The organism is Dyella sp. SG609 (genome assembly GCF_012275375.1).
Classification (GTDB): domain Bacteria; phylum Pseudomonadota; class Gammaproteobacteria; order Xanthomonadales; family Rhodanobacteraceae; genus Dyella_D; species Dyella_D marensis.
In genome coordinates this window covers 42,306-63,120 of sequence record NZ_JAAZQJ010000004.1, presented here as the reverse complement: position 1 = coordinate 63,120, position 20,815 = coordinate 42,306, and the positions used below count along the sequence as shown (strand labels likewise).

At 69.4% G+C, this 20,815-nt stretch carries 16 protein-coding genes; 4 read left to right on the top strand and 12 right to left on the bottom strand.

The features are described 5' to 3' along the window. Position 1 precedes the first annotated feature (1 nt). Both FHW85_RS08890 and FHW85_RS08885 read right to left on the bottom strand, forming a co-directional pair. Positions 2-688, bottom strand: a complete 687-nt coding sequence (locus FHW85_RS08890; RefSeq protein ID WP_168648181.1) for an ABC transporter ATP-binding protein — start codon at positions 686-688, stop codon at positions 2-4. Positions 689-753: 65 nt separating this feature from the next. Continuing rightward, positions 754-1,995, bottom strand: coding sequence for an efflux RND transporter periplasmic adaptor subunit (locus tag FHW85_RS08885; protein ID WP_168648022.1), 1,242 nt, complete (start codon positions 1,993-1,995; stop codon positions 754-756). A 268-nt stretch (positions 1,996-2,263) separates the two neighbouring features. Between FHW85_RS08885 and FHW85_RS08880 the strand changes: the two genes are divergently transcribed. The 3 genes from FHW85_RS08880 to FHW85_RS08870 all read left to right on the top strand — a co-directional run bounded on the left by FHW85_RS08880 (position 2,264) and on the right by FHW85_RS08870 (position 5,136). Next, positions 2,264-2,950, top strand: coding sequence for a fumarylacetoacetate hydrolase family protein (locus FHW85_RS08880; protein WP_168648021.1), 687 nt, complete (start codon positions 2,264-2,266; stop codon positions 2,948-2,950). Between the two features lie 102 nt (positions 2,951-3,052). Further along, positions 3,053-3,463 (top strand): large-conductance mechanosensitive channel protein MscL, encoded by a 411-nt coding sequence (mscL, locus tag FHW85_RS08875; protein ID WP_167252549.1) that lies wholly within the window; start codon positions 3,053-3,055, stop codon positions 3,461-3,463. A 230-nt stretch (positions 3,464-3,693) separates the two neighbouring features. After that, positions 3,694-5,136, top strand: coding sequence for a M20/M25/M40 family metallo-hydrolase (locus tag FHW85_RS08870; RefSeq protein ID WP_168648020.1), 1,443 nt, complete (start codon positions 3,694-3,696; stop codon positions 5,134-5,136). 688 nt (positions 5,137-5,824) lie between these two features. Here the strand turns inward: FHW85_RS08870 and FHW85_RS08865 are convergent. From FHW85_RS08865 to FHW85_RS08855, 3 genes are all read right to left on the bottom strand, one after another. Then, positions 5,825-8,905 (bottom strand): efflux RND transporter permease subunit, encoded by a 3,081-nt coding sequence (locus tag FHW85_RS08865; RefSeq protein ID WP_168648019.1) that lies wholly within the window; start codon positions 8,903-8,905, stop codon positions 5,825-5,827. A 4-nt stretch (positions 8,906-8,909) separates the two neighbouring features. Further along, complete coding sequence (locus tag FHW85_RS08860; protein ID WP_168648018.1) at positions 8,910-10,043, bottom strand: efflux RND transporter periplasmic adaptor subunit; 1,134 nt, start codon at positions 10,041-10,043, stop codon at positions 8,910-8,912. Between the two features lie 197 nt (positions 10,044-10,240). Beyond that, on the bottom strand, positions 10,241-10,705 hold the full coding sequence (locus FHW85_RS08855; protein WP_167252553.1) for a MarR family winged helix-turn-helix transcriptional regulator: 465 nt from the start codon (positions 10,703-10,705) through the stop codon (positions 10,241-10,243). A gap of 114 nt (positions 10,706-10,819) precedes the next feature. Between FHW85_RS08855 and FHW85_RS08850 the strand changes: the two genes are divergently transcribed. After that, on the top strand, positions 10,820-11,341 hold the full coding sequence (locus FHW85_RS08850) for an O-acetyl-ADP-ribose deacetylase (RefSeq protein ID WP_168648017.1): 522 nt from the start codon (positions 10,820-10,822) through the stop codon (positions 11,339-11,341). Here FHW85_RS08850 and FHW85_RS08845 read toward each other — a convergent pair. The 7 genes from FHW85_RS08845 to FHW85_RS08815 all read right to left on the bottom strand — a co-directional run bounded on the left by FHW85_RS08845 (position 11,328) and on the right by FHW85_RS08815 (position 20,775). After that, positions 11,328-13,004, bottom strand: coding sequence for a BatD family protein (locus FHW85_RS08845; protein WP_168648016.1), 1,677 nt, complete (start codon positions 13,002-13,004; stop codon positions 11,328-11,330). The genes FHW85_RS08850 and FHW85_RS08845 overlap by 14 nt on opposite strands. Further along, the gene (locus FHW85_RS08840) at positions 13,004-14,890 is read right to left on the bottom strand and encodes a VWA domain-containing protein (RefSeq protein WP_168648015.1); all 1,887 of its coding nucleotides are present in this window, start codon (positions 14,888-14,890) and stop codon (positions 13,004-13,006) included. The genes FHW85_RS08845 and FHW85_RS08840 overlap by 1 nt, the downstream gene beginning before the upstream one ends. Next, the gene (locus FHW85_RS08835; RefSeq protein ID WP_168648014.1) at positions 14,887-15,873 is read right to left on the bottom strand and encodes a VWA domain-containing protein; all 987 of its coding nucleotides are present in this window, start codon (positions 15,871-15,873) and stop codon (positions 14,887-14,889) included. The genes FHW85_RS08840 and FHW85_RS08835 overlap by 4 nt, the downstream gene beginning before the upstream one ends. Continuing rightward, positions 15,866-16,393 carry a DUF4381 domain-containing protein gene (locus FHW85_RS08830; protein WP_168648013.1) on the bottom strand — a complete coding sequence of 176 codons (528 nt, stop codon included), beginning with the start codon at positions 16,391-16,393 and terminating at the stop codon, positions 15,866-15,868. Before FHW85_RS08830 ends, FHW85_RS08835 begins: the two co-directional genes overlap by 8 nt. Further along, positions 16,390-17,328, bottom strand: coding sequence for a DUF58 domain-containing protein (locus FHW85_RS08825; RefSeq protein ID WP_167252559.1), 939 nt, complete (start codon positions 17,326-17,328; stop codon positions 16,390-16,392). The genes FHW85_RS08830 and FHW85_RS08825 overlap by 4 nt, the downstream gene beginning before the upstream one ends. Further along, a complete protein-coding gene (locus FHW85_RS08820; RefSeq protein WP_168648012.1) occupies positions 17,325-18,320 on the bottom strand; it encodes a MoxR family ATPase in 996 nt (331 codons plus the stop codon). The genes FHW85_RS08825 and FHW85_RS08820 overlap by 4 nt, the downstream gene beginning before the upstream one ends. A 202-nt stretch (positions 18,321-18,522) precedes the next feature. Continuing rightward, on the bottom strand, positions 18,523-20,775 hold the full coding sequence (locus FHW85_RS08815) for a type IV pilus secretin PilQ (RefSeq protein ID WP_167252561.1): 2,253 nt from the start codon (positions 20,773-20,775) through the stop codon (positions 18,523-18,525). Positions 20,776-20,815 lie beyond the last annotated feature (40 nt).

Genomic DNA, 20,815 nt, shown 5'->3' with positions numbered 1-20,815 from the left:
CTCAGGCCAGCGCCTGCTCGACCAGGGTGCCCTTGTCGAGGTGCAGCGTGTGGTTGGCGTAATCGGCCGCCTTGGGATCGTGGGTGACCATCACGATGGTCTTGCCGTGCTCGCGGTTGAGCGTGCGTAGCAGGCCGAGCACGTCCTCGGCGGACTGGCGGTCCAGGTCGCCGGTCGGCTCGTCGCAGACCAGCAGGGTGGGATCGGACACGATCGCGCGCGCGATCGCCACGCGCTGCTGCTGGCCGCCGGAAAGCTCGCTCGGCTTGTGCGTGGAGCGCTCGTCCAGGCCCACCAGCTGCAGCGCGATGGCGGCGTTCTTGCGGCGCTGCGCGGCCGACAGCCTGGTCAGCAGCAGCGGCAGTTCCACGTTGCGCTGCGCGGTGAGCATCGGCATCAGGTTGTAGAACTGGAACACGAAGCCGACATTGGCCGCGCGCCACTTGGCCAGCGCGCCGGCGCCGAGCTGGTCGATGCGCTGGCCGCCCACGCTGATGCTGCCGCCGGTCGGCGAATCCAGGCCGCCGATCAGGTTGAGCAAGGTGGTCTTGCCCGAACCGGACGGACCCATCAGCGCGAGGAAGTCGCCCTCGGCGATATCGAGGTTGATGTGGTGCAGCACTTCCACTTTCTGCTTGCCGCGCTCGTACACCTTGGAAAGATCGCGGACTTCGATCAGCGTGCCCATGCTCATGCCTGTTCTCCCGAAACTGCGTTGGCTTTCGTCGTGATCTCGCGCGGCACCGGCCGCGCTCAAGGATTAGCCGCGCTCTTTACGCGCATGCCGTCTTTCAGTGCTTCCGGCGGCGAGACCACCACCGTGTCGCCGGCCTGCACGCCGGCCGGCAGCAGGCGCATCTCGCCGTAGGCCTGCGGCGCCGGCTGCACCGCGCGCTCGTGGGCGGTGTCGCCGCTGACCACGAACACGGCGTCGTGGCCGTCGCGCTGCGCGATGGCGCCGGCCGGCACCAGCACGCCCTTGGGCGGCTCGGCGGCCTGCTTCGGCGCGGCCTTCTCCAGGAACGAGACGCGCACACCCATGTCCGGCACGATGCGCGGGTCCTTCTGGTCCAGCGCCACGCGCACCTTCACCGTGGCCTTGCCGCGGTCGGCGGCGGGCACGATGGCGATCACGTGGGCGGGGATCTTCCAGTCCGGGTAGGCATCGAGCACGGCCTCGGCCGGCATCGCCGCCTGCACGCGGCCGATATAGGCCTCGTTGACGTCGACGTCGATTTCCAGCGAATCCATGTCGACGATGGTGCCCACGCCGGTGCGGGTGAAACCGCCGCCGGCCGACAGCGGCGAAATGATTTCGCCGACCTGGGCCGCCTTCACCGTGATCACGCCGGTGAACGGCGCGCGCACCACGGTGTAGTCGAAGTTCACCTGCGCCTGCTTGGCCTGCGCCTGCGCGGCTGCCGCCAGCTTGCGCTGCGCATTGAGCTGGGCAGCGGTGGTGTTGACCAGGGTGCGCGCCTGCTCGTCCTGCTGCTTGGGCACCAGGCCGCTCGTCGCCAGCGTATGCGCGCGCACCGCGTCGCGGTTGGCCTGGTCGAGCTGGGCCTGCAGCTGCAGCACCTGCGCCTCGGTGGCGCGCGCGTTGGCTTCGGCGGCGTCGAGCGCGGCGCGGTAGGCGTTGTCGTCCAGGCGCGCCAGCACCTGGTCCTTCTGCACGCGGTCGCCTTCCTCGATCAGCACCTCGGTCAGCGTGCCGGTGATCTGCGCCGACACCGTGGCCTGGCGGCGCGCGGTGATATAGCCGGTGGCCTGCAGCACCGCACCGGGGCCGGCCGCGGCGCTGGGCGCGACGGCGGCGGCGGTCTTCACTTCCAGGGCCGGGTGGCCCCACAGCATCCAGCCGCCGGCGCCGGCCGCCAGCACCACCACCAGCACGCCGCCCGCAATCCATGGCCAGCGCCCGGGACCGTGCCCATGGTCCTCGCGCTCGTGGCGCTCGATGCGCAATTCCTTCAGCAGTTCCGCGTTCTTCACACCCGCTCCCCAAAAGCCGGTTCCCACCGGCTACCGATGGCCGGCACGATGAAGCAAGCCCGCATGGCTTTGCAGAACGCCTCATCAGCCGATGGCAATGACAGCTGTCATCCGGGCCGAACAAGCCCTGGCGATGACTGCTGCTTCCCTTACGTCGAACGGCGCCGCGCGAAATCGACAGGGGTATAGCGCTCTGCGCGCGCGGGCGATAGCTGACACGGCACGTATCCCTGCCGGGCCGCCCCGCCTAGCTGCTACCCTTCCGCGCATGACCTACGCCATCCCCGCCCCGCTCCAGCCCAGCCTGCCGGTGTACGGCAGCGACCTGCGTTTCCCCGTGCGCCGCGTGTTCTGCATCGGCCGCAACTACGCCGATCACGCCCGCGAGATGGGCGCGGTGGTGGAGAAGGATGCGCCGCTGTTCTTCTGCAAGCCCGCCGACGCCATCGTCACCGACGGCGCCGACGTGCCCTACCCGCAGGCCACCCAGGACCTGCACCACGAAGTGGAGATGGTGGTGGCGCTGGGCGCGGGCGGAAAAAATATTCCGGCCGAGCGCGCCGCCGCCCTGATCTGGGGCTATGGCGTGGGCCTGGACCTGACCCGCCGCGACCTGCAGGCGCTGGCCAAGGCCAAGAGCCATCCCTGGGACGTGGCCAAGGGCTTCGACCATTCGGCGCCGGTGTCGGCGCTGCGCCCGGCGGCCGAAGCGCAGCTGTCGGCGGCGACGGGCCTGAGCCTCAGCGTCAACGGCACGGTGCGCCAGCACAGCACGCTGGGCGAGATGGTGCACGACGTGGCCGGCATCATCGCCATCCTGTCGACCCTGTTCGAATTGAAAGCCGGCGACCTGATCTTTACCGGCACGCCGGCCGGCGTCGCCGCGCTGCAGCGCGGCGACAGTTTCCATGCGGCGCTGGAAGGCGTCGCCACCTTGGACGGCCGCATCGCGTAAACGGCATCGCAACATCGGCGGCGGCAAGCTGGCGCGCGGAATGCGTCGGGCCGGCCGCCCATCGCAGGGGGCAACAACATCCACTGAAGAGGGAGAGCAGCAATGGGCATGATGAAAGAGTTCAAGGACTTCGCCATGCGTGGCAACGTCGTCGACCTGGCGGTCGGCGTGGTGATCGGCGCCGCGTTCGGCAAGATCGTCACCTCGCTGGTCGACCAGATCATCATGCCGCCGATCGGCCTGCTCACCGGCGGCGTCGATTTCTCCGCCATGAAGTGGGTGCTCAAGCCCGGCGACGACAGCGATCCCAAACACAAGGTCGCCGAGGTCGCGATCCAGTACGGCGCCTTCTTCAACGTGGTGATCCAGTTCGTGATCATCGCGTTCGCCATCTTCCTGGTGGTCAAGGCGATCAACCGCCTCACCCGCCGCGAGGAAGCCGCGCCGGCCCCGCCGCCGCCGACCGAGACCCTGCTGACCGAGATCCGCGATTTGCTGAAGAAGCAGCAGTAGCTGCTGCTTCTTCAGCGGGAATAGAGAGTCGGGAATCGGGAATAGGAAGAGCAGGGCGCCGCGACCGTGGGCGTTTTTTGCTCGGGTAAACAGGGCGAATCGGGACATCGGGAGCGCTGTTCTTCCGATTCCCGATTCGCCACTCCCTATTCCCGCCCCAACCGTGACTTCTGGCCTAAGCGGCAGCACCGACCGGCGCCATAATCGGGGTTTACACCGAGGAGTCCCCGATGCGCCGCCTGCCTCTCACCCTGCTCGCCGCCAGCCTCGCCTTCGCCGCGGGCGCCGCCAGCGCCGCCGACAAGGCCACCACCATTCCGCAGTCCGCCGTAAAGACGGCCGAACAGCTGCGCGACAAGGCCATGGCGGACGACACCGGCTACAAGATCGTCGAATCGCTCACCACCGAAGTCGGCCCGCGCATCGCCGGCGGCCCGAACGACCAGCGCGGCCGCGAATGGGCCATCGCCAAGTTCAAGGAACTGGGCTACGACAAGGTCTATACCGAGACCGTCACCTACCCGCTGTGGGAACGCCGCAGCGAGCACGCCGCCATCGTCGGCCCCTACCCGCAGCCGCTGACCGTGATCGCGCTGGGCTATTCGGCCGGCACGCCCAAGGGCGGCCTCACCGCCGAGGTGGTGAAGTTTGACAGCCTCGACGCGCTGAAGAAGGCCGACCCGGCCAGCGTCAAGGGCAAGATCGTCTTCGTCGACGCCAGGATGCAGCGCCACAAGGACGGCCACGACTACGGCATCGGCTCGGCCGTGCGCACCGGCGGCCCGGTGATCGCTTCCAAGATGGGCGCCGCCGCCTTCCTGCTGCGCTCGGCCGGTACCGACGAGCACAGCCGCACGCCGCACACCGGCGTCACCGGTTTCCGCGATCCGAAGGAAGCCATCCCCGCCGCCGCGCTGTCGCTGCCGGACGCCGACCAGCTCGACCGCGTGCTGGCCTCCGGCAAGCCGGTGAGCATCAAGCTGGACCTGGACTGCGGCATCACCGGCACCTATACCGGCGCCAACGTGATCGGCGAGATCACCGGCAAGAAGTACCCCGACCAGATCGTGCCGATCGGCGGCCATCTGGATTCCTGGGATCCGGGCACCGGCGCGATCGACGACGGCGCCGGCGTGGCGATCGCCATGGCCGCGGGCAAGATGATCCTGAGCCTGCCGCAGCGTCCCGACCGCACCATCCGCGTGATCGCCTTCGCCAACGAGGAAATGGGCCTGTTCGGCGGCCGCGCCTATGCCGACCAGCATGCCGCGGAAGTGAGCAAGCACCAGCTCGGCACCGAGTCCGATTTCGGCGCGCGCAAGATCTGGCGCATGACCGCCAGCGTGAAGCCGTCGGCGCGCGGCGCCATCGAGCAGATCGCCAAGGTGATCGAGCCGGTCGGCGTGGCCTACGACCCGCAGCATCCGGGCGGCGGCGGTTCCGACCTGTCGCAGATGCACGCCAAGGGCATGGCTGCGCTCACCCTGACCCAGGACGGCACCGACTACTTCGACTACCACCACACCGCCAACGACACGCTGGACAAGATCGACCCGCGCGAACTGGCGCAGAACGTGGCGGTGTATGCGGCGTTCTCGTACATGGCGGCGCAGGCGGAGGGGGATTTCGGTTCGGCGCCGGGGGCGTTCAAGAATGATGGGGCGCGGGATTGAACGTTTGCTTCATGACATAAAAGAAAGCGGCCGCAAGGCCGCTTTTTTTTATTGAGGAGCGGAGCTATCGAACTCTTCTCCCCTGCGAAAAGCACGCGGGGAGCGCACAGGGATGTGCGCGGCTTTGAGGAGCGAGGAAGATGCCGGCAGGCAGATGAGGGGCGGGTGCTCGCGGTAATGCTTCCACGGAGCGAGTAAGAGCTGTTGAACTTACAGCGGCCCTCCGCGCATCGCTCCGGCCGACCCCTCACCCCGGCCCTCTCCCCGGAGGGGAGAGGGGGATGCAGGGCGGCGCGAAAATCCAGCGAAGAGCACGCGGCGCAGCCGCGGCGTTCCGCTTGCGCGCTTTTGCTTTTGATCTTCAGGGTCCCCTTGGCGCCGGCGGTGAGGGCTGGACGAAAAGGCCCCCGCAGGGGGGCGAGGACAGGAGTCCTCGCCTTTTTGATCAGGGCATGGATGCCCTGTCAAAAAGCCCGGCCAGCCCTCACGGACCCTCAGCAGCTTGCTGCTGAGGGCGCCAAGCAGGGTGCACTTTCTTCTTGGTTACTTCTTCTTTGTGCACGCAAAGAAGAAGTAACTCGCCTCGCGGCAGCGGGGCGAAACACTCGCCAACGGCGAGACCACCACGCGCCAACGCGACAACCAAGCGCAATCGCCACTGGATCCCGGCCTACGCCGGGATGACGAGCTAAGCCGCAGGCTTCGCAGAAAACCGCGCCTGCACCCGGTCCAGATAGAGGTAAATCACCGGCGTCAGATACAAGGTCAGCACCTGCGACACCGCCAGGCCGCCCACCACCGCCAGGCCCAGCGGCCGGCGCGTTTCCGCGCCCGCGCCGATGCCCAGCGCGATCGGCAAGGTGCCGGCGAACGCCGCCATCGTGGTCATCATGATCGGGCGGAAACGCACCTTGCAGGCTTCGTAGATGGCATGCGCGGGCGCCATGCCTTCGTCGCGCTGACGCTCCAGCGCGAAGTCGATCATCATGATCGCGTTCTTCTTCACGATGCCGATCAGCATCACGATGCCGACGAAGGCGAACAAGTCCAGCGAGGCGTTGAAGATTACCAGCGTCAGCAGCGCGCCCACCGCCGCGGCCGGCAGGCCGGACAGGATCGTCAGCGGATGGATGAAGCTCTCGTACAGAATACCCAGCACCAGGTAGATCACGAACACTGCCAGCAACAGCAGCAGGCCCATGCCCTGCATCGAATCCTGGAACGCCTGCGCGGTGCCCTGCACGCTGCCGCTGATGGTGGCGGGCAGGCCGATCTTGTCCATCGATGCATCGATGCGCTGCACCGCCTGGCTCAGGCTCACGCCGGGCGCCAGGTTGAACGACACCGTCACCGCCGGCAGCTGGCCCTGGTGGTTCACCGTGAGCACCTGCGGCTGGCGGCGGAACGTGGCCACCGTGTCCAGCGGCACCAGGGTGCCGCTGGCGGAGGTGACGTAAAGGCGCGACAGCACGTCCGGATCGTTCTGCAGCGTGCGCGACACCTGCAGGATCACCCAGTACTGCGTCGCCGCGCCGTAGATGGTGGAGATCTGGTTCTGGCCGAAAGCGGAACCCAGCGCCGACTGCACCTGCGCCATGGTCAGGCCGAGGGTGGCGAGCTTGTCGCGGTTGACGTCGACCATGATCGACGGGCTGTTGAGATCGAGGTCGTTGGTGACGTCCTGGAAACCTTCCAGCTGGGTGAAGGCCTGGGTGATGCGCCCGCTCCAGTCGTACAGCAGCGGCAGGTCGATCGACTGCAGCGTGTACTGGTACTGCGCCTTGGACTGGCGGCCGCCGACCTGGATCGACGGCGGGTTCTGGATATAGGTGCGGATGCCCGGCACCTGCGCGAACTTCTTGCGCAGCTCCTGGATGATGCCGTCCGGTCCCAGCTCGCGGTCGTGCGCGGGCTTGAGCAGCAACAGCAGCGAACCGTTGTTCACCGTGCTGCGCGGGCCGCCCGCGCCGACGCTGGACATGTAGCCGGCGATGTTCGGATCGTCCGCCACGATCTCCGCCAGCTTCTGCTGGCGCGCCACCATGCTGTCGAACGACACGTCCTGCGGGCCTTCGGTGGTGACGCGCAACTGGCCGGTGTCGCCGGCGGGGATGAAGTCCTTCGGCGTCACGTAGAACAGCAGCGCGGTGGCCGCCAGGCTCAACGCGAAGCCGGCCAGCACCAGCAGCGGACGCTCCATGCACCAGCGCAGGCTGCCGGCATAGCCGCGCTGCACGGCGTTGAAGCCGCGGTCGAAGCCGGCGATCAGCCAGTTCTTGTTCTCGTGGTCGTGCGCGCGGATGAAGCGGCTGCACAGCATCGGCGTCAGCGTGATCGCCACCACGCCGGAGATCAGGATCGACACGCTGATGGTCACCGCGAACTCGTGGAACAAACGCCCCACGATGCCGCCCATGAACATCACCGGGATGAACACGGCAATAAGGGACAGCGTCATCGAGAAAATGGTGAAGCCGATCTCGCCGGCGCCCTTGAGCGAGGCCTCGTACGGCGACAGGCCGGCTTCCATGTGGCGCACGATGTTTTCCAGCATGACGATGGCGTCGTCCACCACGAAGCCGACCGCGAGCGTGAGCGCCAGCAGGGACAGGTTGTCCAGGCTGTAGCCCAACCCGTACATCACGCCGAAGGTGCCGATCACCGAGATCGGCAGCGCGATGGCCGGAATCAGCGTGGCGGAGAGATTGCCCAGGAACAGGTAGATCACCAGCACCACCAGCACGCCGGCCAGCACCAGGGTGAACTGCACGTCGTCCACCGAGGCGCGGATCGACAGCGAGCGGTCGTACAGCGTGTTGAGCTTCACCGACGGCGGCAGGCCGGCGGTAAAGCCCGGCAGCAGCGCCTTGATGCGGTCCACCGTTTCCACGGTGTTGGCGCCGGGCTGGCGCTGGATCGCCAGCACGATGGCGCGCTCGCCGTTGTACCAGCTCGCCGCCAGGTCGTTCTGCACGCTGTCGAAAGCGCGGCCCAGGTCGCGGATGCGCACCGGGGCGCCGTTGCGGTAGGCCACCACCACGTCGTTGTAGGCGTCGGCGCGCATCAGCTGGCCTTCGCTGCGGATCGGCAGCTGCTGGCGGGTGCCGTACAGCGAGCCGGTGGCCTGGTTGACGTTGGCCGCGGCGATCGCCGCCTGCACCTGGTCGATGCCCACGCCCGTGCCGACCAGCCGCGCCGGATCCACGCTCACGCGCACGGCATATTTCTGCGAGCCGTACACGTTCACCTGCGCCACGCCGTCGACCATCGACAGGCGCTGCGCCAGTTCGGTCTCGGCGTATTCGTCCACCTGCGACAGGGGCAAGGTGGACGAGGTCATGGTGAGGAACAGGATCGGCGCGTCGGCCGGATTCACCTTGCGGAAGGTGGGCGGCGTGGTCATTTCCTTCGGCAGCTGGCGCAGCGCGGCGGAGATGGCGGACTGCACGTCCTGCGCGGCGCCGTCGATATTGCGGTCCAGCTCGAAGGTCAGCGTGATGCTGGTGGAACCCAGCGCGCTGGTCGAACTCATCGAGCTGATGCCGGCAATGGTCGACAGCTGGGACTCCAGCGGCGTGGCCACCGCGGAGGCCATGGTCTCCGGCGAGGCGCCCGGCAGGCTGGCGCTGATGCTGATGGTGGGAAAGTCGACATTCGGCAGCTCGTTCACCGCCAGCCGCGGATACGCCGCGATGCCGAACACCAGCAGCGCCGCCATCAGCAGCGTGGTCATCACCGGTCGGCGGATGCACAGCTCGGGCAGGCTCATGGCGTCAGCCGCCTCCCGCCTTGACCTTGGCGCGGGCGCCGTCGACCAGCAGCATCTGGCCCTCGGTCACCACCTGCTCGCCGGCATCCAGGCCCTTGTCGACCACCAGCCGCTGGCCGGCGGTCGGCCCCGGCGTGATGTAGCGCTGCTGCACCTTGCCGTCGTGGCCCAGCACGAACACGAAGCTGCCCTTGGCCGAACTCTGCAGCGCTTCCACCGGCACGCTCACGGCGTTGGCGATACGCGTGGTCGGCAGGGTCACCTGCACGAACTGGCCGGCGGTGAGGCGGTGGTCGGTATTCTCGAAGCGGCCCTTCACCACGATGGTGCCGGTGGTGGCATCCACCGCGTTGTCGATGAATTCCAGCGTGCCGGCCAGCGGCTGGCCCTTGTCGCCGGGAATCGCTGCCTGCACGGCGACCTGCCCGCGCGCCTGAGCGGCGCGTAGCGCGGCGAGGCTTTCCTCGGGAATGCTGAAGGCGATGCGCATCGGTTCGATCTGGTTGAGCACCACGATGTCGGTGCTGTCGGCGGTGATCTGCGCGCCGGGCCACACCAGCGGCGAGCCGATCACGCCGTCGAACGGCGCCACGATGCGCGCGTAGTCGAGCTGGGTCTGCGCGGTTTCCTGCAGGGCCAGGTCGCTCTGCAAGGTGGCCTTGGCCACGCCGAGGTTGGCCTGGTAAGTGTCGTAGTCGGCCTTGGACACGAAGCCCTTGGCCAGCATGTCGGTGTAGCGCTGCTGGTCGGCCTGCGCCTTGACCCATTGGGCTTGGTCCTTGGCCACGGTGCCGCGCGCCTGGTCGAGCTGCGCCTTGAGCAGGCTGGGATCGATCTGGATCAGCAGCTCGCCCCGCTTCACCTGCGCGCCGGGCTTGAAGGCCAGGGTCTGCAGCTGGCCGGAAACGCGCGAGCGCAAGGTCACGGTGGAAAAGGCCTCGGCGCGGCCGACCAGCTTCAGGCTGAGGTCGACGTCGCCGCGCGTGGCGGTGGCCACCTGCACCGGCACTTCGCCGGCCTGCGCGCCGCCGCCCTTGCCCAGCGCAGGCGTGGTTTCTTGGCGGCCGCGGAACACGAGCATGGCGACGCCAAGCAGCGCTACCGCCAGCACGATAAGGAGCAGTTTCTTCCAGGGCATGGGAACTCTCGGACTTGTTCGGCCGGCGCCGCGCTCCCTCCCAGGATCGCGACGCATGCTGACCCGCGATCCTTCGCCGGGACTTCGGAATGGCGGCAACCGTGCACGCCCAAAAGACCCGTACTATGCCGGGAGAATTCCTAAAGTCTCACAAGGACCAATGGCACTGGCATGACCATCGTAAGCATGGCGTAAGGTTAGCCGGTCGCAGGATCTTCCGAGTCGCCGGGCTGGTCCAGCGCCTGAAGGTTGTCCTTGATGCGGTTGAGCACGTCCATGGCCTGCTGCATCTCGTGCAGTTCGATGCCCTTGGTAGCGTCCTTGCGCAGGCCGCGCCCGATCAGCTCCATGTCCGCGATTACCCCGCGCGCCTGCTCGGTCACGTAGAGGCGCCAGGCGCGGCGGTCGCGCGGATCGGCGCGGCGCTCGACGAAACCGGCCGCCTGCAGGCGGTCGATCACGCGGCCCACGGCGATCGGCTCCATTTCCAGGAATTCCGCCAGCTCGGTCTGGCGCAGGCCTTCGCGGTGGTACAGCACCTTGGTCGCGCGCCACTGCGCGCGCGTCAACCCGAATTTCACCGCGCGCCGGTCGAAATGCTTGCGGAACAGCAAGGTGACGTCGTTGAGCAGATAGCCGAACGAGATGTCTTCAGTCTTCATGTGTTTCCCGAACCCTCCGCCCCTGCGGGCGCCCCGGCGGCAAGCATACGGCGCAAAAACCTGCGAAACCACGCCAATCACGACATAGCGGCTTTCGTTATAGCGTTTATCGCCATGGCCATCGAAATCATCATCGCCGATATCACCCAGCTCGATGTAGATGCCATCGTCAACGCGGCCAACCCCGGCCTGCTCGGCGGCGGCGGCGTGGACGGCGCCATCCACCGCGCCGCCGGCCCCGCCCTGCTGGAAGCCTGCCGCGCGCTGCCGCAGGTCTCGCCCGGCGTGCGCTGCCCCACCGGCATGGCGCGCATCACCTCGGGCTTCGCCCTGCCCGCGCGCTATGTGATCCACACGGTGGGGCCGGTATGGCATGGCGGCGGCGCGGGCGAACCTGCGCTGCTGGCGAGCTGCTATCGGGAAAGCCTGCGCCTGGCGCGCTCGCGCGGCATCGCCGGCATCGCGTTTCCCGCCATCAGCTGCGGCGTCTACGGCTATCCGCCGGAACAGGCCGCGGCGGTGGCGATCGCCGCGCTGCGCGACGACCTGCGCGAGCACGGCGACCTGCGTGTCCTGCTGTGCTGCTTCGACGCACGCATGGCCGCGGTGTGGCGCGCCGCGCTCAGTCCAGCTTGAACGGATAAAGCGGCGGCAGGCCGGAAGGATCGGCCGGCGGCGGCGCCGCGGCATGCCACTGGAAGCCGTCGCGGAAGGCCGCAGCAAGCGCCTCGCCGGAAGGCGCGGCGCCGTCGGTCGCATACAGGCGCTTCTGCAGGGTGGCGATGGCTTCGCGCTGCGGCGCCGAAGCGAGCGCCGCGGCAAGCGCGCCGAGATTCACCAGGCCAGGACGCTCGGTCTGCGCCCACGCAAGCAGGCTGTGTGCCTGGGCCGCCGCGTCGTTGCCGCGCGCGGCGGCGAGGAAGGCGGCGCGGCGCTGGCGGTCGCTGGCCGGGGCTTCCGCCGCGGGCTTGCGCTGCGCCGGCGTGGCACGGCGCAGCGCCCACCAGCCGAGCAAGGTGAGCAGCCACAGTCCGATGCTGCCCAGGGCGATCCAGCGCCACGGCGTGGCGTCTGCCGACGTAGTGACAGCGACCGGCGCCTCCGTCGCTTCCGGTGTCGCCACCGACGCCGCCGTGGCAGGTGCGCCCACCGCCGGCAGCACGGTGTAGCGATGCTCGGGAATGGTCGCGACCTCGGCCTTGTCGGTCTGCGTATTCCACCAGGTCAGCGTGGTGGCCGGAATCACCAGCTCGCCCGGCTTGCCCGGCACCACCGCGAACGACTGCTGGCGCCGCCCGGACAACCAGGCGCCGTCGACGCGCGTGCCGTTGACCGGCTTGTCCGGATACACCGTGGCGCCGTCGATCCGCGGCAGGCTCAGCGCCGGCAGCGATTCGTACGGCAGGCCGGTGGCCTGCACCGTCATGGTGAGATTGAGCGGCTGGCCGGCGCGCAGCTGCGTCGGTTCCGGCGGCGCTTCCATCGCCAGCGACAGCGCGCGCGCGGGCAGCCAGGCGGTCTTGCCCGCGGCAGCGGGCACGGCGCGCACGTCGATCGATACCGGCGCGGATGCGGCCGACATCGCGCGCGTGCTGCCGAAGAAACTGTTGGGGTCGGCCATGTCGATCAGCTCGCCCTGGAACGAGACCGGGCCGACCTGGATATGCCCCGCATGCTGCGGGATCAGCGCGTAGCGGCGCTCGATCACGTTGTAGCGGCGGCCGCCGCGCTCGGCCTGGTAGTTGCTGTCGTCGCCGAGCTTGCTCAGCTCCGCGCCGTCGGCCTGCGGCTCGTCCATCGCGCCATTGCTGAGGCTGGCGGCGAAAAACAGCCGCACCACGAAGGACATCTGCTGGCCGACATAGGCATTGCGCGGCTCGGCCACCGCTTCGACGAAGACGTCCTTGCCCGCGGCCGCGGCGGCCTGCTGATCGGGCGCCGTCACTTCCAGCTGCACCGGCTCGGTGCTGCCGCCGGCAAGCGCGATCGCAGGAATGGTCAGGCGGCCGACATGCTTGGGCCGCAGCGCGATGCCGTAGGTGAATTCCGAAGTGCGCTTGCCGTTGACGATGCTGAGGCTGGAATTGCTCGAGGTGCCCAGCACCTCGAAATCATTGTCGAGCACGGACAGATCCGGCGTGCCGACCGAACCGCCGGAGACCTTCAGATTCAAGGTGACGGTTTCGCCGAGCTGCACGCTGCCGCGGTCGAGCACCGCGCGCACGTCGGCCGCGGAAGCCAGCCAGGGCAGGCAGCACAGCAGCAGGCACAGCCACCAGCGCAGGCGCGACGAAGCCATCAATCTTCCTCCCCGGCGCCGCCATGGCGCTGCCGGTATTCCAGTTCGAACTTGCGGCGCAGCAGCGCGCCGGGGTCGTCGGGCACGCGCTGCAGCGCGCGGCGCACGTCGGCGGGCAGCTTGGCCTGCGGGTCGTCCGGCGACATCGCGCCGAGTTCGTGGGTGCCTTCGCGCTGGCCTTGCTTGCCTTCGCGCAGCGCCTGGTCCATCTGCGCGCTCAGCGCCTTGCGGGCTTCTTCGGCGCGCGCTTTCTGTTCGGCCTGTTCCTGCGCCGAGGGCGGCTTGGCTTCGCCCTGCCCGGGCTTCTCGGCCGCGTTGCCGTCCTGCTTGGCCTGGCCGGAGGCGTCGCGCTTGGAATCGGAGCCGCCGCCGTCTTTCGATTCGTTCTGGCCGGGCTTCTGCTCGCCTTCCTTCTTTTCGTCGGGACGGTCGTCGCCCTTGCCGGCCTGGTCCTTGTCGCTGCCCTTGCCGTCGCCTTTCTTCTTCTGCTTGTCGTCCTGCCCGGGCTGGTCCTGCGGCGGATGCTTGCGCAGCCATTCTTCGACGGCGTCGCGGTTGGCCTTGGCGTCGGCATGCGCGGGATCGGCTTTCAGCGCGCGGTCGTAGGCCTCGATGGCTTCCTTGTAGCGGCCCTGTTTGGCCAGCGCGTTGCCGAGGTTGTAGGCCGGATCGGCGCCGGCCTGGTCCTGCCACGCGGCCGCGGCACCCGCGTAATCGCCGTTGCGGTAGGACGCGGCGGCGCGCAGCGCAGGATCATGCGCGAGTTCCTGCGCGCGTTTCGCATCGCCTTGGCGCAGCGCGGCGGCAGCCTGCTGATCCGGCCGGCGCCACAGATCGCTCCAGCTGCCGGCCTGCGCGGTGGACGGCAGCAGCGGCAATGCCACCAGCGGCACCAGCAGCAGCCAGCCGCGGCGGAACGCCAGCGCGAGCACCGCCAGCAGCGGCAGCAGCAGCCAGGGGCCGCGGTCCTGCCATTCGTCGCCGTGCTCGCCGTCGGCGCGCACGATGGCCTGGGTGCCGGCGTCGCCCGGCTTGAGCGCGGCGATGTCGCGGTTGTCGTCGCTCATCGGCACGTAGCGGCCGTTGCCGGCGGCGGCCAGCGCGCGCAGCGCATCGTCGTCGCGGCGCGTCACCACGACTTCGCCGTGCGCGTCGCGCAGCAGGCCGCCGTCGCCGTCGGGCACCGGACTGCCCTGCGGCGTGCCGACGCCCAGCACGGACACGCTGATGCCCTCGTTGCGCACCTTGCGCGCGGCTTCCTGCGCGGCCGTGTCGGCGGTGTCGGTAATCAGCACGATGCGGCCGCTGCCGGCCTTGGCCGCACGGATCATGCCGGCGGCGCGCTCGATCGCCGAGGCGGCGTCGTTGCCGTCGGTGGGCATGGTGTCGGGGGCGAGCGAGTCGAGCAGGTCGTCGAGCGCGTTGGCGTCGGAGGTGAGCGGCGCCACGCTGAAGGATTCGCCGGCATAGGCGACCAGCCCGTTGAGGCCGCCGCGGTTCGCCGCCAGCAGGTCGCGTGCCTTGTAGCGCGCGCGGTCGATGCGGCTGGGCGCGACGTCCTTGGCCAGCATGTGCCGCGACAGCGACACCGCCACCACCTGCGCCGCGCGGCTGGCGTACAGCGGCGAGGCCACGCGGTCCCAGGCCGGGCCGGCCAGCGCCAGAAAGCCCAGCACCGCGCCGGAGGCCAGCAAGGCCGCCGGCCAGCGGCTGTGGCCGCCCTGCCCGTACAGCACGTGCGGCAGCAGCTCCGGATCGACCAGCCGCGCCAGCTCGCGCCGCTCCTGTCCGCCGCGCGCGGCCAGCGCATAGGCCAGCGGCGCCAGCAGCAGGCCGAGCAGCCACCACGGATGCAGGAAGTGGAAGTCGTGCAAGGCGGTCATCATGCGGCCGCCCTGGCGCCGCTGCGGCGCCGGGTGAGCACGATGGCGAACACGAAACAGACCATGCCGGCGAGCAGCGGGCGGTCGAACAGCTCATGCCGCGGGCGCAGTTCCGGGCCGTGCTGCGGCATCGGTTCGAGCGTGTCGATGGTGTGGTACGCCGCAGCCAGCTCGCTGGTGTCGGTGGCGCGGAAATAGCGGCCGCCGGTCTGCGAGGCCATGGTCCGCAGCATGCCTTCGTCCAGGTCGGCGGAAGGATTCACCACGCGCGAACCGAAGAAATCCGGCACGCGCATTTCGGTGGCGCCGATGCCGATGGTGTACACGCGCACGCCGGCGGCCTTGGCGGCGCGCGCCGCGTCCAGCGGCGCGATGCTGCCGGCGTTGTTGACGCCGTCGGTGAGCAGCACCAGCACGCGCGCCTGTTCCGGCAGCGCGGACAAGCGCTTCACCGCCACCGCCACCGCATCGCCGATCGCCGTCTCGGTGCCGGCCAGGCCGACGGTGGAACCCTGCAGCTGCGCGCTGACCGCGCCGAGGTCGTAGGTGATCGGCGTGACCAGGAAGGCGCGCGTGCCGAACAGGATCAGGCCCATTTCGTCGCCGCTGCGGCGCGCGATGAAGTCGGTGGCGATCGCTTCGACCGCGCCGAAGCGGCTGACCGCCTGGCCGGCGAGCTTCATGTCTTCCAGGCGCATGCTGCCGGACAGGTCGACCGCCAGCATCATGGCGCGCCCGCTGCGCTGCTGCGCCTGCGGCGGACCCACCCACTGCGGCCGCGCGGCGGCGGCGACCAGGCAGATCCAGGCCAGCACCAGCCACCACATGCGGCCGCCCTCGCGCGCGTTCTGCGCGACCACCGCCAGGCGCAATTGCGGATGCGGCAGATGCAGCGCCTGCCCCGGCGCGGCCGGGCGCAGCCAGCGCCACAGCAGCCAGGGCAGCGGCAGCAGCAGGGCGATCCAGGGCCAGGCGAATTCAAGCACGGCTGGCCCCTTGCGCGGCGGCGGTCAGCCGTTTCGTCCGGCGCGGCTGCAGCGCAAGTGCAAGCCAGCGGCGCGTGGCAGCGGCGATGTCGGCGATGTCCGTGCTGCGCGTGGACGGGCGGAACATGGCGTCTTCGAGTGCGATGAGGCGATCCAGCGTTGTTGCATCGACGGGAATCCGTGCGAGGCAGCGGCGCCATGCGTCGCCGCGATGATGCGTGGCCGCCGGATCGTAGGCGCGCGCCGCGCGCCGCAGCAGCTGATGCAATTCGGCGGCAAGGCGCTGCGGCTGTTGCGCATGCGCGCGTTCGAGCGCGTCGATGCCGGCGAGCGCGGCGGCGATGCGCTCGCGCTGCAGGCGGCGCCGGCGCAGCAGCCACCAGGCCAGCGCGCCGGCGATCAGGAGCAGCGCGGCGAGCATCCACCAGCCCGGTGCGGGCGGCCACCACGACGGATCCGGCGGCAGATGGATATCGCGCAGGACCGGGCCATCCGGCGGCGGCGTGGCGGCGGGCATCATGCGCCGGCCTTGGCGCCGGCCAGCAGCGCGGCGACGGGATCGAGCGGATCGGCGACGGTGTCGATCACGCGGTGCGGCAGGCCGAGCGAGCGCGCCAGCGCGGCCAGCTTCATCTGCCCGGCGCCGAGCGCCTGCTGGAAATCGCGGCGCTGGCGATCGCCGAACAGCACCACTTCGCGGCGCAGGCCGCCGTGTTCCAGCGGATAGCGGCCGGGCGGCGCGGAGGCCAGTTCCAGCGCATCGCCGACGATCAGCACGGACACGTCGGTATGGCGGGCGAGGTCGATCAATCGACCCTTCGCGGCTTCGTCGGCGCTGAGGCCGTCGCTGATCAGCAGCACGCGGCTGGCGCCGTGCATCAGGCGGCCGGCGCGCATCAGCGCTTCGGACAGCGGCTCCGCCGCGGCGGCGGTGCTGCGTTCCGCATCCCACGCCGCCAGCGCGCCGCACAGCGCGAGCGCACCGCGCGTGCTGCCCTGCGGACGCAGCAGATGCCGGCGTTCGCCGAAAGCCAGCGCGCCGACGCGCTCGCCGGCACGCGCGGCGAGCCATCCGGCCAGCGCCGCGGCGCGCGCCGCCTGCACCGACTTGAAGCGGGCGCGGGTGCCGAAGCGCATGCTGCCGTGCGTATCCAGCAGCACCAGCAGGCGGCCTTCGCGTTCTTCCTGGAACAGCTTGGTGTGCAGCTTTCCGCTGCGCGCGGTGAGGCGCCAGTCGAGCCGGCGGATGTCGTCGCCGGGCTGGTAGGCGCGCGATTCGGCGTAGTCCATGCCGCGGCCATGCACGCGGCTGGCCTGCGGGCCGGACGGCGTGGCGCGGCTGCGGCGCGGCGACAGCGGCTTGCGCGCCGCGCGGGCACGCAGGGCGAGCAATTCGGCAAGCGCGACGCTGGCGCGTCCGTCGCCGTCCGCGGCGGGTGGCAGCACGGCGCTCACGGCAGGGGCACGAGCTCCAGCAGGCGCGTCACCACCTGGTCGCTGCGGATGCCTTCGGCTTCGGCCTCGTAGCTGAGCAGGATGCGATGGCGCAGCACGTCGTGGGCCAGCGTGTGCACGTCTTCCGGCAGCACGTAGTCGCGGCCGGCCAGCCAGGCCTGCGCGCGGGCGCAGCGGTCCAGCGCGATGGTGGCGCGCGGGCTGCTGCCCCAGGCGATCCAGCGCTTCAGCTGCGGGCCGTAGGCGCCGGCATCGCGGCTGGCCAGCACCAGCTGCGCGATATACGACTCCAGCGCCGGCGCCATATGCACCGCCAGCACCGCTTCGCGCGCGGCGAACACGTCGGACTGGCTCAAGGTGGGCGGCGGCTCCGGCTGCGGATGCAGGCTGCGCCGCGCCTGTTCGCGCGCCAGGCGCAGGATGGCCAGTTCCGAGGCGGCATCCGGATAACCGATGGTCACGTGCATCACGAAGCGGTCGAGCTGCGCTTCGGGCAGCGCGAAGGTGCCTTCCTGTTCGATCGGATTCTGCGTGGCCATCACCATGAACAGCTCGGGCAGCCGCCAGGTGCTGCGGCCGATGGTGATCTGGCGCTCGGCCATGGCTTCGAGCAGGGCGGACTGGACCTTGGCCGGCGCGCGGTTGATCTCGTCCGCCAGCACGATGTTGTGGAACAGCGGGCCGCGTTCGAATTCGAAGCTGCCCGACTGCGGACGGAAGATGTCGGTGCCGGTGAGATCGGCCGGCAGCAGGTCCGGGGTGAACTGCACGCGGTGGAAATCCGCCTCGATGCGCCCGGCCAGCGCCTTCACCGCGGTGGTCTTGGCCAGGCCCGGCGCGCCTTCCACCAGCAGGTGGCCGTCGGCGAGCAACGCGACGAGCAGGCAGTCGATCAGGTGCGGCTGGCCGACGATGCTCTGCTGCAGTTCTTCGCGCAGACGCGTGAAGGCCTGCTGCAGCCGCGACGACGCTTGACTCTCGGGCATATCCATCGGGTTTCCATCCGGCTTGATCCGCCTACAGACAGCGGCAGGTTCCGGAAGTTTAGCGAGGCGCAACCGGCGCGGGGGCGCGACTGATGGCACAGCAAGGGCGATGCCCGACGCTCCGCACGAAGAAAAAGGCGACCAGCGGCCGGCGCAAAAAGAAAGGGCGGCCGGTGGCCGCCCTTCTTCGTTCGATCGTCTGCTCCGCTCAGCGCAGGCTGTCGCTCAGGATGCGCGGGGTGACGAAGATCAGCAGCTCGGCCTTGTCGTTCTGGCGCGAGGTCTTGCGGAACAGCGCGCCGAGGCCGGGGATGTCGCCGAGGCCAGGCACCTTGGTGATGGTGTTCTGCTTGGTGATCTCGTAGATACCGCCGAGCACCACGGTCTGGCCGTTGTCCACCAGCACGGAGGTGTTGATCTCGCGGGTGTCGATCTGCGGCACCTTGCCGTTCGGCGTGTCGACGAACTGCGCCAGCGCATCCTTCTTCACGTTGATGGCGAGGTAGACGCGGTTGTCGGCGGTGATGGTCGGGGTGACCTTCAGCTCCAGCACGGCGTCCTTGAACTGCACGGACGCGGTCGGCGCGGTGCCGCCGGCGGTGCCGCCGCTGTTCTGGTAGGTGACGTAGCCGATTTCCTGGCCCTGGCGGATCACCGCTTCCTGCTGGTTGGCGGTGATGACGCGCGGGCTGGAGATCACTTCGCCGCGGCCTTCGGTCTGGGCGGCCGACAGTTCCAGGTCGACCAGGTAGTTGCGGCCCAGGATCGCCAGGCCCAGCTGGCCGGCCGGGTTGGACACCGGAAGATTGACGTTGTAGCCGTTGTTGCCGCCGGTCTGGTAGGTGATGGTGCCCGGCTTCGGCGGATTGCCGACGCGGCCGCCGTTGATCCAGTTCTGCAGATCGTACGCGTACTGATTGCGGACGTTGCTGGTGTTGATGCCCAGTCCGGAAGCGTTGTCGCCGCTCGGGCTGGTCGAGATCACGTTGCCGCTGTCGGTGGTGTGCGTGGCCTGCACACCCCACTTCACGCCGAGCTCGCGGGTGAAGGTGTCGGTGGCCACCACGATGCGCGACTCGATCAGCACCTGCTGCACCGGACGGTCGAGCACCGAGATCAGTTCGCGCAGCTCGCGGATCTTCTGCGGGTTGTCGTTGATCAGCAGGGTGTTGGTGCGCTCGTCGAAGGAGACGCTGCCGCGCGAGGACAGGAAGCCGCGGCCGCCGCCATTGCCGCCACCGCTGCCGCCGGTACCGGTCATGCTGCCCTGGGTCAGCAGCTTGGCGATGTCCTGCGCCTTGCCGTAGCTGATCGGCACGTAGTCGGTGACCAGCTCGGCGGTGTCCTCGGCCTTCAGGCGGGCCTCGGCCACGCTCTGCTCGTACTTGGCCAGTTCTTCCTGCGGAGCGATCCAGATCACGTTGCCGTTACGGCGCTTGTCCAGGCCCTTGGCGCGCAGCACCACGTCCAGTGCCTGGTCCCACGGCACGTTGACCAGGCGCAGGGTGATCGCGCCGCCGACGGTGTCGGAGGCCACCAGGTTCTGGCCGGACATGTCGGCGATCAGCTGCAGCACCGAGCGGACCGGGATGTCCTGGAAGTTGAAGGTGACGCGATTGCCGCTGTAGGTCGGCTCCTGGCCGCGCAGCGGCTTGCCGTCCGGACCGGTGCCCGGGGCCACCTTCTTCGGCGCGACCTCGACCACGTACTGGTCGCCGGTCTGGTAGGCCGAGGTGTCCACGTTGCCCTTGATGGCGATTTCCATGCGGGCGCCGCCGCGCGTGCCGGCCTTGGTGGTGACCGACTGCACCGGCGTGGCGAAGTCGAGCACGTCCAGGCGCTGGGCGAGGTTGGCGGGCAGGTTCACGTGGTCGAGGTTGACCACCACCTTGTCGCCTTCGCGCTTCATGTCCGCATTGGCGCCGGCGCCGCTGAAGTTGATCAGCACGCGGCCTTCGCCGTTCGGACCGCGGCGGAAGTCGATGTTCGACACCGCGGGACCGGCGGCCGAGGACGGCAGCGCCTTGGACGGGTCGATGGTGGACGCCGTGGTGGTGGTCTGCGCGTCGGTGCCGTTGTTGACGGTGAACACCAGGCTGTTGCCTTCGACGCGCGAGCGGTAGGACGAGTCGCGGATCAGCTCGACCACCACGCGGGTGCGGCCGCCGGCGGCGATCGCCGAGACGCCCATGGTCGAGCCCTTGCCGATGTCGAGATGGCGCGCGGCCGAGTTCTCGGTGTCGGGCAGGTCGATCGCGATGCGCGGCGGATTGCCGGTGGTGAAGATCTTCGGCTCGGGCACGGGGCCCTGGGCGAAGTTCAGGTGCAGCTCGATCTTGCCGCCCGGCAGGGTGTCGTAGCTGATCTCGCGCAAGGTGTTGGTCGCGGCAGCCGCGATTCCCGACCACGCGGCGCCTGCGATCAGCAGTGCGGTGAACAAGCGACGACTCGCATGGCGCATGACACGGCCCTGGACTGGTTTGTTGAGGTTCGTCATTGCA